General features: G+C 73.5%; 9 protein-coding genes. 7 read left to right on the forward strand and 2 right to left on the reverse strand.

What is annotated here, in order from left to right; translation table 11 throughout:
- Positions 1-435 precede the first annotated feature (435 nt).
- The 4 genes from AC069T_RS32700 (at position 436) to AC069T_RS32715 (ending at position 6,462) form a co-directional block, all read left to right on the forward strand.
- On the forward strand, positions 436-1,947 hold the full coding sequence (locus AC069T_RS32700) for a SpoIIE family protein phosphatase (protein ID WP_478786189.1): 1,512 nt from the start codon (positions 436-438) through the stop codon (positions 1,945-1,947).
- Between the two features lie 137 nt (positions 1,948-2,084).
- A complete protein-coding gene (locus tag AC069T_RS32705) occupies positions 2,085-3,572 on the forward strand; it encodes an aminopeptidase P family protein (RefSeq protein ID WP_478786190.1) in 1,488 nt (495 codons plus the stop codon).
- A gap of 97 nt (positions 3,573-3,669) precedes the next feature.
- Positions 3,670-5,061: a MocR-like pyridoxine biosynthesis transcription factor PdxR gene (pdxR, locus tag AC069T_RS32710; protein WP_478786191.1), complete on the forward strand. Its 1,392-nt coding sequence runs from the start codon at positions 3,670-3,672 to the stop codon at positions 5,059-5,061.
- 90 nt (positions 5,062-5,151) lie between these two features.
- A complete protein-coding gene (locus tag AC069T_RS32715) occupies positions 5,152-6,462 on the forward strand; it encodes an MFS transporter (RefSeq protein ID WP_478786192.1) in 1,311 nt (436 codons plus the stop codon).
- A gap of 135 nt (positions 6,463-6,597) precedes the next feature.
- Here the strand turns inward: AC069T_RS32715 and AC069T_RS32720 are convergent, their stop codons facing one another.
- Both AC069T_RS32720 and AC069T_RS32725 read right to left on the reverse strand, forming a co-directional pair.
- Positions 6,598-7,437: a triphosphoribosyl-dephospho-CoA synthase gene (locus AC069T_RS32720; RefSeq protein ID WP_478786193.1), complete on the reverse strand. Its 840-nt coding sequence runs from the start codon at positions 7,435-7,437 to the stop codon at positions 6,598-6,600.
- Between the two features lie 9 nt (positions 7,438-7,446).
- Positions 7,447-8,400 carry an intradiol ring-cleavage dioxygenase gene (locus tag AC069T_RS32725; RefSeq protein WP_478786194.1) on the reverse strand — a complete coding sequence of 318 codons (954 nt, stop codon included), beginning with the start codon at positions 8,398-8,400 and terminating at the stop codon, positions 7,447-7,449.
- 553 nt (positions 8,401-8,953) lie between these two features.
- Here AC069T_RS32725 and AC069T_RS32730 point away from each other — a divergent pair.
- The 3 genes from AC069T_RS32730 to AC069T_RS32740 all read left to right on the forward strand — a co-directional run bounded on the left by AC069T_RS32730 (position 8,954) and on the right by AC069T_RS32740 (position 13,111).
- Positions 8,954-9,166: an FxSxx-COOH cyclophane-containing RiPP peptide gene (locus tag AC069T_RS32730; RefSeq protein ID WP_478786195.1), complete on the forward strand. Its 213-nt coding sequence runs from the start codon at positions 8,954-8,956 to the stop codon at positions 9,164-9,166.
- Positions 9,167-9,234: 68 nt separating this feature from the next.
- Positions 9,235-11,631, forward strand: a complete 2,397-nt coding sequence (locus AC069T_RS32735; RefSeq protein ID WP_478786196.1) for an FxsB family cyclophane-forming radical SAM/SPASM peptide maturase — start codon at positions 9,235-9,237, stop codon at positions 11,629-11,631.
- A 208-nt stretch (positions 11,632-11,839) separates the two neighbouring features.
- On the forward strand, positions 11,840-13,111 hold the full coding sequence (locus AC069T_RS32740) for a TIR-like protein FxsC (protein ID WP_478786197.1): 1,272 nt from the start codon (positions 11,840-11,842) through the stop codon (positions 13,109-13,111).
- Positions 13,112-13,148: the final 37 nt, after the last annotated feature.

Genomic DNA, 13,148 nt, shown 5'->3' on the forward strand with positions numbered 1-13,148 from the left:
CGTGGATCACATCACACCATGTGTCGATCACTTCACTGTGCGTACCTGCTGGCGCATCACACCCCTGCACGAGGCAAGGGAAACCCCCGTGGGCCGATCATTGGCTGCATCCGCGTCCATACTGCGTCTGGCAAGAGCATGGGCATGGCGTGGGGTGGCGGCGCCTGGCGTTTTGCCGTCACGCGTGTATCGAGCCGCCTCCGCCACGGGAGGATGGGGCACGGTCGTCGGTGGTTAAGACGCCCGGGTCCGCTGCCAGGTTCCGGGTGGATCTCCTCCACCCCTGACCTTCACCGAGTACGTACCCATCACGACCGCTGTGACGCTCCGTCGAGCAAGGCCAGTCGACCTCAATAACCCGTTACCCGAAGCAGTTTTGAGCCAACTTCTTTTTTCCGCAAGTGTCTCACGGACACCAGGAATCCCGGCTGGACAATGCTGGACATCCCCTCACGAGTGCGTGTACATGTGGAGACACTGCCAGCGGCGCAGAATGACATGGGGGTTTGCGATGCTATCGAGCAATACGCACCGGTCGGAAAGCCGACTGCCATGACCGCCCCTCACCTCCCGAAAGTGGCCGGAATCGATTCCACGGTTCCCGCGCCCGCACACACTGTCGCGCCCGCGCCCGCAGCCACGGACGCCCCCTCGGCCCCCTCCCCCACCGGCCCCGGAACCGTCCTCCAGGACCGCCTCGCGGGCTGGGTCTCCGATCTCACGACACTCCACGAACTCACCGAGCGGCTCTCGCGCACGGCGTCCCTGGACGACGCTCTCCAGGAACTGCTGCACGCCGGGGCCGCCCTCGTCGGCGCCCGCCGCGGCCTGGTCGTGCTGGAGCCGCGCGACGGGCTCGGTCCGGACACGACGGTCGGGCTGGGCCTGGCCCGCGCGGACCTCGGGCACATCGAGACGGTCCCGCGCAGCTCCATGTCGTACGGCAGGATCCTGGACGGACTGCCCGGCGGCGAGGGCGAGATCGCCCAGCCGGACCTGTTCTCCGAGGACGGCCTCGACCCCCGCCACCGCGAGGTGGCCGCCCGGCTCGGCTATGCCGCGAGCTACGCGCTGCCCCTGTCCACCGACGCCGGCGGCCGGCTGGGCGCCGCTGTGTGGCTCTACGACGAACCCGCGGAACCCGTCGAGCGGCAGCGCCACCTCATCGGCCTGTACGCCCGCCACGCGACCGAGCACCTGGCCCGGCTGGTGGAACTGGAGCGCACGCGCGCGTGCATGGCGACGATCTCCGAGGAGCTGCTCCCGACGCGGCTGCCCCGGGTCGCCGGTGTCCAGCTCGCCGCCCGCCGCCGCACCGGGCCGCGCGGCGGCGGCGACTGGTACGACGCGCTGCCGCTGCCGGACGCCGCGCTCGGGCTCGCCGTCGGGTCGGTCACCGGTTCGGGGCCCAGCGCGGTCGCCGCGATGGGCCGGCTGAGAGCCTCGCTCAGGGCGTACGCCGTGATGGAGGGCGAGGATCCCGTCGCCGTCCTGTCCGACCTCGAACTGCTGCTGCGGCTCACCGAGCCCGCCCGCTCCGCCACCGCCCTCTTCGCCTACTGCGAGCCCGCGCTGCGCAGGATCACGCTGGCCGGAGCGGGGCACAGCCCGCCGCTGGTCGTCGGCGAGCGGCGCACGGAGTTCGTGGAGACCTCCCTGTCGGCGCCGCTGGGGATGCTCGCCTGCTGGGAGGCGCCGAGCGTCGAGCTGTGCGCCCGGCCCGGCGAAACGGTGCTTCTCTACACCGACGGCCTGCTGCACCGCACCGGCGACCCCATGGACCGCGCCTTCGCCCGGCTGCACGCGGCCGCCGCCGGGGTGCCGCGGGCACTGCGCGCCGATCCGGGCGCGGTCGCCGACCACGTCCTGCGGACCGTGCTGCCGGACGGCCTCGACGAGGCCGACAGCGAGGAGGACGTCGTCCTGCTGGCCGCCCGGTTCGAGTGAGCTCCGGGGACCCGTCCGGGAGCGCTGCCGAGCACCGGTTCGCGTGACCCTCCGGTAACGGGTCCTTCGGCCCTGGGCCCCCTTCCGTACGACCGTACGATGGGGGACGGTCCAGAGTCGTAACGAGGAGGCAGACCGTGTCGGAGGCGCTCACACCGGAGACCCCGGAAGCCGTGCTTGACGATGCCGCTGACGGAGCGGGCGAAGAAGAACCGATCAAGCAGCGGAAGAACGGCCTGTACCCGGGCGTGTCCGACGAGCTCGCCGAGAACATGCAGTCCGGCTGGGCCGACACGGAGCTGCGGGATCTCGAGCCGATCGCCCAGGCCGCGTACACGGCCGCGCGCCGCGCCGCGCTGTCCGCGCGTTTCCCGGGAGAGCGCCTGGTCGTCCCCGCGGGCAACCTGAAGACCCGCTCGAACGACACGGAGTACGCCTTCCGCGCCTCGGTCGAATACGCGTACCTCACCGGCAACCTCACCGAGGACGGCGTCCTCGTGCTGGAGCCCACCACGGACGGGCACCGGGCGACGATCTACCTGCTGCCCCGCTCCGACCGCGAGAACGGCGAGTTCTGGCTGTCCGGGCAGGGCGAGCTGTGGGTCGGCCGCCGCCACTCGCTGGCCGAGGCCGAGCAGCTGTACGGCATCCCGGCCTCGGACGTGCGCGAGCTGGCCGGCCGGCTGCGGGAGGCCACCGGCCCCGTCCGGGTCGTGCGCGGCTACGACGCGGGCATCGAGGCCGCCCTCACCGACAAGGTCACCGCCGAGCGGGACGAGGAGCTGCGGGTCTTCCTCTCCGAGGCGCGGCTGGTCAAGGACGAGTTCGAGGCCGGCGAGCTGCAGAAGGCCGTCGACTCGACCGTGCGCGGCTTCGAGGACGTCGTCCGGGTCCTGGACAAGGCCGAGGCCACCAGCGAGCGGTACATCGAGGGCACCTTCTTCCTGCGTGCGCGGGTCGAGGGCAACGACATCGGCTACGGCTCCATCTGCGCCGCCGGTCCGCACGCGTGCACGCTGCACTGGGTGCGCAACGACGGCCCGGTGCGCTCCGGCGACCTGCTGCTGCTGGACGCGGGCGTCGAGACGCACACGCTGTACACCGCCGACGTGACGCGCACGCTGCCGGTCAACGGCCGCTACAGCGAGATCCAGAGGAAGATCTACGACGCGGTGTACGAGGCCCAGGAGGCCGGTATCGCGGCCGTCCGGCCGGGTGCCAAGTACCGCGACTTCCACGACGCCGCGCAGCGCGTGCTGACGGAGAAGCTCGTCGAGTGGGGGCTCGTCGAGGGCCCGGTCGAGCGCGTCCTGGAGCTCGGCCTGCAGCGCCGCTGGACCCTGCACGGCACCGGTCACATGCTCGGCATGGACGTGCACGACTGCGCGGCGGCGCGCACCGAGACGTACGTGGACGGCACGCTGGAGCCGGGCATGTGCCTGACCGTCGAGCCGGGCCTGTACTTCCAGGCGGACGACCTGACGGTGCCGGAGGAGTACCGCGGCATCGGCGTGCGCATCGAGGACGACCTCCTGGTCACCGAGGACGGCAACCGGAACCTGTCGGCCGCGCTGCCGCGCCGCTCGGACGAGGTCGAGGCCTGGATGGCGGCCCTGACGAGCTGAGCCGGTCCGCGTCGAGGGCTGGTACGAGGGCGGCCGGGTACCGAGGGGGTGCCCGGCCGTTCGTGTGTCCACATGTGTCCAGGGGGGCGGTTTTTCCATGGGGGATTTCTGGTCCGGCGTCGGAGTGGACCTGCATCTGGATCCCGACTCGGCGCGGGGACGCCGGGCGGGACTCGAACGGGCGCTGCGGGACGCCGTGCGCGACGGACGGCTCGCCCCCGGCACCCGGCTTCCCGCGACCCGGCGGCTCGCCGCCGAACTGGGGATGTCCCGGGGCACGGCGAAGGCCGCCTACGACCAGTTGGTCGCCGAGGGCTATCTGCGGGCCCGGCAGGGTTCGGGCACCGAGGTGGCGGCGCTGCCCGCCGGCCGCGTGCCGGCCGCCGCGGGGGCCGCGGGCGCGCGGGCACCGCGTCTGGATCTGCGGCCGGGCAGCCCGGACGTCGGCACGTTCCCGGCGGCGGCCTGGCTGCGGGCGCTGCGGCGCGCGATCGCGACGGCACCCTCGACGGCGTACGACTACGGGGATCCGCGCGGCCGGGCCGAACTGCGCACGGCGCTCTCCGAGTACCTCGGCCGGGCCCGGGGTGTCATCGCGCCGCCCGAGCGGATCGTGATCACCTCGGGGTACGTGCAGGGGCTCGCGCTCCTCACCCGGGTCCTGGACGGCGGTGTGGTCGCCATGGAGGACCCGGGGCTGCCGTTCCACCGGGACGTGGTGCTGCGGGGCGGCGGCCGGGTGGTGCCGCTGGCGGTCGACGAACTCGGTGTCCGCGCTGACGAGTTGGGTGACGAGGACGCCGTGGTCGTCACGCCCGCCCACCAGTACCCGACCGGTGTGACCCTGCATCCCGAGCGGCGGCGGGCGCTCGTCGACTGGGCACGCGCGCGTGGCCGTCTGATCGTCGAGGACGACTACGACGGGGAGTTCCGCTACGACCGGCAGCCGGTCGGCGCGCTCCAGGGGATGGCGCCCGGCCACGTGGTGTATCTCGGCACGGCGTCCAAGACGCTCGGCCCCGCGCTGCGGCTGGGCTGGATGGTGCTGCCGCCGGACCTGGTCGACGCGGTGGCCGACGTCAAGCTGCACAGCGACCATCACACCGAGTCCATCGGCCAGTTGGCGCTCGCCGAGCTGGTGACCGGCCACGCGTACGACCGTCATGTGCGTGCCTGCCGGCTGCGCTACCGGCGGCGCAGGGACCAGCTCGTCTCGCTGCTCGGGGCGCGCTGGAGACCGCGCGGGATCGCGGCCGGGCTGCACGCCCTGGTGGAGGTCCCGGACGAGGCGGAGGTGCTGGAGCGGGCGGCGCTCCAGGGGCTCGCGGTCGGCCGTCTCGGGGACCACTGGCACACGGTGGCCGACGGCCGGCCGCAGGGCCTGGTCGTCGGGTACGGGACTCCCCGGGAGCGGGTGTACCCCGAGGCGCTGAAGGTGCTGGGGAGGGTGCTCGGGGAGGTGCGGCGGGGGCGTACGTCCACGGGGTGAACCGGGGCTGCCGGCCTGGTGGATTGGGCCAGTGAACGGGCCGGGAAATGGGCCTGTCGAACGGTCCGGCCCGCCCCTAGCGTCGAGGGCATGACGAACTCCGCGGCACACCCCGCGCACCCGGCACCCGGCCCCGCGACGGACGGTCGCCTCGTCCCGCCCGCGGGCCCCCGGCGGGTGCTGGCCGTCGCGCAGCTGAGCAACTCCGTGGGGGACGGCGCCTATTACGTGACCTCGGCCCTGTATTTCACGCAGGTCGTCGGGCTGCCGGCCGGGCGGGTGGGCCTGGGGCTCACCGTCGCGTGGGGCATCGGTTCGCTGGTCGGCGTCCCGCTGGGCCGGCTCGCCGACCGGTGGGGCGCTCGGGGCACGGCGGTGCTGCTCGCCGCCGTGACGGCTGCGGCGGTGGCCTCCTTCCTCCTCGTCCGGGGGTTCCTGCCCTTCCTGCTCGCGGCGTGCGTGTACACCTCCGCGCAGTCGGGGCTCGCCGCGGCACGGCAGGCGCTGCTGGCCGGGCTGGTGCCCGCCGGGGAGCGGACCGGACTGCTCGCCCACCTCCAGTCGACGCTCAACGCCGGTCTCGCGGTGGGCGCCGGGCTCGGCGGGCTCGCGCTGCACGCCGGGACCCGGGCCGCGTATCTCGGGGTCTTCGCGCTGGACGCGGTGAGTTTCCTGCTGTGCGCGGCGCTGCTGCTGCGGTTGCCGTCCGTCGCGCCCGCCGGGGTCGGGCACGTGCGCGGACCCGGCGTTCTGCGCGACCGCCCCTACGCGGTCGTCACGCTGCTCAACACCGTGCTCCTGCTGCGGATGCCGCTGCTCAGCCTCGGCATCCCGCTGTGGATCACCGAGCGGACCGACGCGCCCGCCTGGCTGGTCTCCGCGCTGTTCGTGCTGAACACGGCCGCGGTGATGGTCTTCCAGGTGCGGACGGCCCGCGGGGTGCGGGGCGTCGCGTCCGCCACGCGCGCGATACGGCGGTCCGGGTTCGTGATGCTGGCGTCGTGCGCGGTGTTCGCCCTCTCCGCCGGGGCGGCGCCGTGGCTCGCGTCGGGGATCCTGGTGGCGGGCGCACTCCTCCAGGTGGCCGCCGAGATGCAGCAGTCCGCGGGCTCCTGGCAGCTGGCCTTCGACCTCGCCCCGGCCGGCCGCACCGGCGAGTACCAGGGCTTCTTCGGCACCGGCGTGACCGTGGCCCGCACCCTCGGCCCACTGGTCCTGACGGCGCTGCTCGTGGGATGGGGAACACCGGGCTGGCTGCTCCTCGGCGGGGTGACGCTGGCGGCGTCGTACGGGATGGGCCCCGCGGCCCGGTGGGCGGAGCGCCGGCACGCGATGTCACCGGCCGGCGGCGGGACGCCGTCGGTGCCGGGCGCGGAGGCGAAGTGCGGGTCGCGGGGGTGACGCGCGGGTCGCGGGGCTGAGGCGGGGGCGACGCGTCAGGGACCCGCCGCCGGTGAACTGGTCGGCACTGGGCAGGAGTCGGCCAAGGTACGTACGCGGGATGCGGTCGCGGGGGTGAGGCGCGGGGCCGACGTGTCAGGGAGCCGCGGCCGGTGAACCGACCTGCGGCGGGCAGGAGTCGGCGAACAGCGCGCCCGCGAGGAGGCCGCCGCTGCCGCGCGGGCTCCAGCCCCGGGACCGGAGGTCCGTGTCGAAGGCGGACAGTGCGGCGCGTCCGGCCGCCGTCGCCGTACCGCCGGCCTCCAGTACCCCACGGGCGCCGGCCTGGACCTGACGGAGCCCCGGCGGTCCCGCGGTGTGGAGCACCTCGGTGTCCTGGAGGGTGGACATGACGGTGAGCAGGGCGTCGAGCCGGGCGCACGGTTCGGGCGCGCCGGCGGCGCGCGCGGCGGCCAGTGCCTCCAACGCCCGCCGTACGTGCGGGAATCCGGCGCGCGCCTCACCCCGTGCCCCGGCGGCGCCGTACGTCGCCGAGACGGTCGACCCGCGGGAGGGACGGCGCGGCGCCCGCCGGTCGGGGTGCGCCGCGATCCCCTTGGCGGTGGCGGCCAGTGCGGCACCGGTGGCGCGGGGATCCAGGGCCGCCGCGGCGACCAGGAACCCGAGGGTCCACAGGGCCCCGCGGTGTCCGCCGCCCGCCCGCGCCACCGTGTGCTCGGCGCACCGGCCGATGGCGCCCAGTTCCGTCCTGAGCCCGGGCGTGGGTCCGCCGGTGCGGCGGGCGGCTGCCGCCATGGCCGCGAGGCCGGGTTCCAGCGCCTTGGCGGACCAGCGCAGGGCGCAGAGGTCCTGCCGGGTGGTCCGGGCACCGAGGTCCCGCGGATCGGGCAGGCCGGGCTTGGGGCTCAGCTCGAGCTGCCGGATGAGCGCGGCCACCGCGGCCCGTGCCAGCGTCTCGTCCTCGCGGCTGCTCATCGGCGTGCCCTACGAGGCCGCCGGGGCCGACGGGGAGGCGCTCCCGCTCGGGGCACCGCTCGGCGGCGTACCGGTCGGGGCATCGCCGGGTGCACCGGTCGGCGGTGTGCCGCCGCCCGCACCGTCGTTCGACGCGTCGGGGTCGATGCCCAGCGTGATGGATCCCTTGTAGCCCTTGGCCGGGTCCTTCTTGTGGACCGGCTTCAGGGTGAGCAGGCCGCCGGCCGCGCCGTTGTCCTCGTAGACCATGTCGTCGGCGAGCTCGGTGTAGCTCCCGGTGTGCCGGGAGTACGGCTCCAGGGCATGGACGCCGGTGGTGATGTCGTCGTCGAAGAAGAGCTGGCCGGTGAAGTTCACCGTGCCGCCCTCGTAGGTGCCGTCCGCCTTCTGGCCGCCGGTGTGCACCTTGACGTGGATGTGGGTGGTGCGCGGGGTGTACCAGCCGGGGAAGACCGTCCGGAACTTCACGACCCCGCTGGCGTCGGCGACCTGGTATCCGCGCAGGTAGGTCCTGTCGTCGGCGGTGGACCCGTCCTCGCTCTCGGCGGGGGCGGAGCCGCCGGGGTTGGCGGTGGTGTAGCCCGAGTAGTAGCCCCAGGCGTCGCAGTGCCAGATCTCGACGGCCGCGCCGGCGACAGGGTTACAGGAGCCGGTGGTGTCCTGCACGGTGATGCGCAGCGTGAGCGGGACACCGTCCTTGCCCTCGGTGATGTCCTTCCGCACGAGGGCGCCGTCGAGGTAGTACGGCCCTGCGGTGACGCCGGCCGTCAGGACGCACTGCCCGCTGCCGGCGGAACCCTGCGAGGCGCTCGCGGCAGCCCCGGCGGTCTCCGCGGCCGAGGTTCCGTCGGCGAACGCGGCCTGGTATCCGGCCACGGCGAGCCCGCCGGCGGTGACCGTCCCTCCGCTCACCGCGAGCGCGCGGCGCCTGCTGATCGACTTGTCCTTGTGGGTTCCGGTCATCCACGAAGGCTAGGGCCGGCGCCCGTCAGGGACATGGGCAGAGGCTGTGCGCAGCCTGAGGATGCCGGGGAACGCCGGGATCGGCGCGAAAGCATCGGTCGGCATGTCCAACCGGGCCGTAGGCTCCTCACTTGGCCGAAGAGAGCCCTGGACAAAGCGGCCGAACCGGGTAATCTGAGGTAAAATTTGGGTCAAATTTTCTCGGCCTTGCGGTTGAGGGACTCCTGCCTTGTTCCGGGAGGTCGGCCGGGTGCCGCCCCGGTGGCTCGGCTTTTGGCCGATGAGGGACGTGGGGGCATATGACAGACGTGAGGGACGCGAGGGGTCCGATTGCTCCGCGCTGGCGTGGCTCGAGCAGCGAACGAGCCAAGTGCGCGCCGGTCTTGGCTACGCTGCTCGCGACCAGTGGCCGGTGGGGCACCTGTATGTCTGCTGCGTCGGCCGCGTCTGTGCCCCGGTCGGCGCCAGGGCACGACGGGCGGCGCCCTCCGACCAGTGGTTTTCTTGCTGAGCAGGCTCCGCCCTGCCTCCCGTCAGTGCGTACGCACAGAAGATGAGGTTCCGAATGAACGCCTCCCTCGACGCAGCGGCCCAAGAACCGGGGAAAGCGGCGGCCGCGATCGGTCCGGAGCGGGTGACGCTGGTGCGCCTCGCCGCGCAGCACGACCGCGCACTGTCGGCCGCACTGTCCCGGGTCGTGTCGAACGGGGGCGCACCGCAGGGACCGGGCAGGGTCGCGGTCGCGGCCTTCCAGTCGTCCGTCTGACGTCCGGGTCCGCCTCCCTGGTCCGCATCCACGCCTGAACCACAAGACCGAGGACCGACAGCACACTCATGGGCCGGCCGCCACAAGCCTTACGCCAGTTCGTCCTGAAGATGCACGCTCGCTGCGATCTCGCCTGCGACCACTGCTACGTCTTCGAGCACGCCGACCAGAGCTGGCGCGGTCGGCCCGTGGTGATCTCCGACAAGGTCCTGGAGATCAGCGCCGAACGCATCGCCGAGCACGCCGCGGCCCACGGTCTCGACACCGTCCACGTAGTCCTGCACGGCGGTGAGCCGCTCCTCGCCGGCCGGGCCCGGCTGCGCAGGGCGGCCGAGGAACTACGGGCGGCCCTCCGGGGCGTGTGCGCCCTGGACCTCCGCATCCACACCAACGGCGTAACGCTCGACGAGCAGTTCTGCGAACTCTTCGCGGAGTTCGGCATCAAGGTCGGCATCTCGCTCGACGGCGACCGGGCCGCCAACGACCTGCACCGCGTCTACCGCGACGGCCGCAGCAGTCACGACAAGGTCCTGCGTGCCGTCGCCCTGCTCGGCCGCCCGCGCTACCGCCACCTCTTCGCGGGCCTCCTCTGCACGATCGACGTGCGCAACGACCCGGCCGCCGTCTACGACGCCCTGGCCGCGCTCGACCCGCCCCGCGTCGACTTCCTCCTGCCGCACGCCACCTGGGACGAACCCCCGCTGCGCCCCTCCGGCGACCCGACCGCCACGCCGTACGCGGACTGGCTGCTGAGGGTGTACGACCGCTGGGACACCAACGGCCGCCCGATGGACGTACGGATCTTCGACTCGGTGCTGCGGACGCTGCGCGGCGAAAGCAGCCTGACCGAGTCGCTCGGGCTGGGGCCCGCGGACCTGGCCGTGATCGAGACCGACGGCACGTTCGAGCAGGCGGACTCGTTGAAGACGGCCTACGACGGAGCGCCCGTCACCGGGATGGACGTGATGGCCAACTCGCTCGACGAGGTCGCCGCGCATCCCGGAGTCGTGGCGCGCCAACAAGGGCTCGACGGGCTGTGCGGGACCTGCCGGGCGTGTCCGGTCGTGGAGTCCTGCGGCGGCGGGCTCTACGCCCACCGGTACCGCACCGGCAGCGGATTCATGAACCCCTCCGTCTACTGCGGCGACCTGCTGCGCCTCATCACCGGCATCCAGGACCGCGACACGACCGACCGGCAGCCGCTCGGCGAGGCGCAGCTGGCGGAACTGGCCGCCGGCTTCGGCGGCGCCGCGACCGTCGGTCTCCTGGCCCGGCACCAACTGGGTCTCAACCGCGAGCTGCTGGCGGCCGTGTGGCGCGAGAACCGGCTCGGTGACCGGGACGGCTGCCCGGCCGGCGCGGCCTGGGAGGCGCTGGCGGCCCTGGACACCGGGGCACCGGACGCGGTGGACGCGGTGCTGGCCCACCCGTACGTGCGCCCGTGGGCCGTCCGGTCCCTGCGGGGCGGACGCGACGCGGCCGACACGGCGGTGCGGGGCGTGGCCGAGATCGCCGCGGCCGCAGCCGTACGGGCGGGGAGTCCCGTCACCGTCACCGTCCCTGCTCCGCAGGGGGTGCTGCGGCTGCCGACGCTGGGCACCCTGGCCGTCGGCGATGCCGTCGAGGTACAGGTGACCGCTGACCCCGGCGGATTCACCGTCCGGGCCGCGGACGGACGTACGCACACGGTGGACCGGAACGGGCCCGCGGCTCCCGGCTGGCGGGCGCGGCGCGAGTTCGCCCTGGACGGCTGGACGGTCGCCCTGGAGGACACCGACCCCTGGCGGGACTGCCACGGACACGCGGCGCGTCCTCGGCTCGGCGACGCCGAGGCGCAGGCGTGGCACGCCGACCTCGCCGCCGCCTGGGCGTGGATCCGCCGGGAACTTCCCGCGTACGCGCCGGGAGTCGCCGCCGGACTGCGGGTGATCACTCCCCTGCTGCCCTCCGCGGAGGGCGCGGACATCAGCTCGGCGGCCCGGGACGCCTTCGGCGCCGTCGCCATCGCGAGGCCCGCCGAACCGGAACTGCTGGCCCAGCTGATCGTGCACGAGTTCCAGCACGTGAAGCTCGGTGCCGTGCTGGACCTGACGGACCTTCACGATCCTTCCTGTGAGCGGTTGTTCTACGCGCCGTGGCGGCCGGATCCCCGCCCGCTGGAGGGCCTGCTGCAGGGGACGTACGCGCACATCGCCGTGATCGACTTCTGGCGGGCGCGGTGGCGAGGCACCACGGGGGAGCGGGCGCTCGAGGCCGAGGCCCGGTTCTCCCGCTGGCGCGACCAGACGGCCGAGGCGGTCGAGACCCTCGGCTCGTCCGGCGCGCTCACCCCGCTCGGGGAGCGGTTCGTCGCGGGCATGCGGGAGACCGTGCGGGCGCGGCTGGCCGACGAGATCCGGGACGACGCCCTGGAGTCGGCCCGCCGGGCGGCGGCGGCGCACCGGGCCCGGTGGCGGGCGGGCTGACGCACAACCGCCCGGGGCGGGCCGAGCGGGCGCGAACCGGCCAGCCCGGCCGCCGAGTTGACGGAAACTCGACGGATGCCCGCGTGTGGCGCCCGCCCGGCCGGGGAAACGCCGGACTCCGGCGCGAGACGGCCTTGTTCGTCCTGTTCCGCGCGGGACACCGCGCTTCCTACACTGGGGGCCGGCCGCAGCACACCGGGGGGCATTCGTGCGAGGGGACGCGGGTAGCGCCAGAGGCGGGAATCCGTACTTCTTCCTGAGCTATGCCCATACGCCGAAGCACGATTCCGGCGACGCCGACCCCAACGCCTGGGTGAAGAAGCTGTACGACGGACTGTGCGCGCACATCATGCAGATGACCTCGCTGCCGCCGGGCGCCAAGGCAGGCTTCCTGGACCAGGGCATGACGGTGGGGACGAAGTGGACGGACGAGCTGGCGCAGAACCTGGCCCGCTGCCAGGTGTTCGTGCCGCTGTACTCGCGCCGCTACTTCCTCAGTGAGCAGTGCGGCCGGGAGTGGTGGGCGTTCTCCCAGCGGGAGGTGAACCAGCGGGCCCGGCACCGGAGCACCACCCCGGAGAACGCGATCATCCCCGCGTTATGGGTGCCGGTGGAACCGGCCCAACTGCCTCAGGCGGCACGGGATCTGCAGTTCAACCACGCGGCCTTCGGCGAGGACTACGCGGACGAGGGTTTCTACGGCCTGACCAAACTCAACTATCTGAAGGACGAGTACGAGCGGGCCGTCTACCAACTGGCCAAGCACATCGTGAAGGTGGCCGAGGCGGCCGAACTGGCCGAGGGGCTCGTCTACAAGGACTACGAGTCGCTGCCCAGCGCGTTCGGCTCCGCCGGCCACCCCCCGACGTTCGACATATCCGTGCTCGCGTGCTCCCAGTCGGACCTGCCGCCCGGCCGCGCACCGGACTGCTACGGGGAGACCCCCGGGGACTGGAATCCGTACCACCCGGTGTCGACCCGGCCGCTCAGCGAGCACGCCGCGGACCTCGTCCGCACCATGGACTACCGGGTGCACGTGGGGGAGTTCGAGAACGAGGCGGACCGGCTGCTCGGCTCGTGGCCGCCCGACTCGCCCGGCCTGCTGCTGCTCGACCGGTGGGCGCTGGACTCCCCCCACCGCAAGGCGCTGATGGAGCGGCTGTGCCGCGAACGGCGCCCCTGGATCAGCGTGATGATCCCGCAGCACAAGGACGACCCGATCCCCGCCGAGTGGGAGGCGAGGTTGCACCAGCTCACCAACGAGGCGCTCGCCTCACGCCTGGTCGAGGGCGCGGGGCACCGGTCGCTGAACGGCGGCATCCGCACACTGGACGCCTTCGGGACCGAGCTCCAGATGGCCGTCAGGCAGGCCGTCTCCTTCTTCGAGGCGCACGCCCGCACCTATCCACCGCTGGGGGAGTCGGCCCCGCCCCCGCGGCTGACCGGGCCGGAGGACCTCGGCCGTGGCGCCCCGCCCTGAGTCCCCCGGCACGGCCGGGACCGAGCGCGGGAAGAGC

Source organism: Streptomyces sp. NPDC043867 (assembly GCF_056435845.1).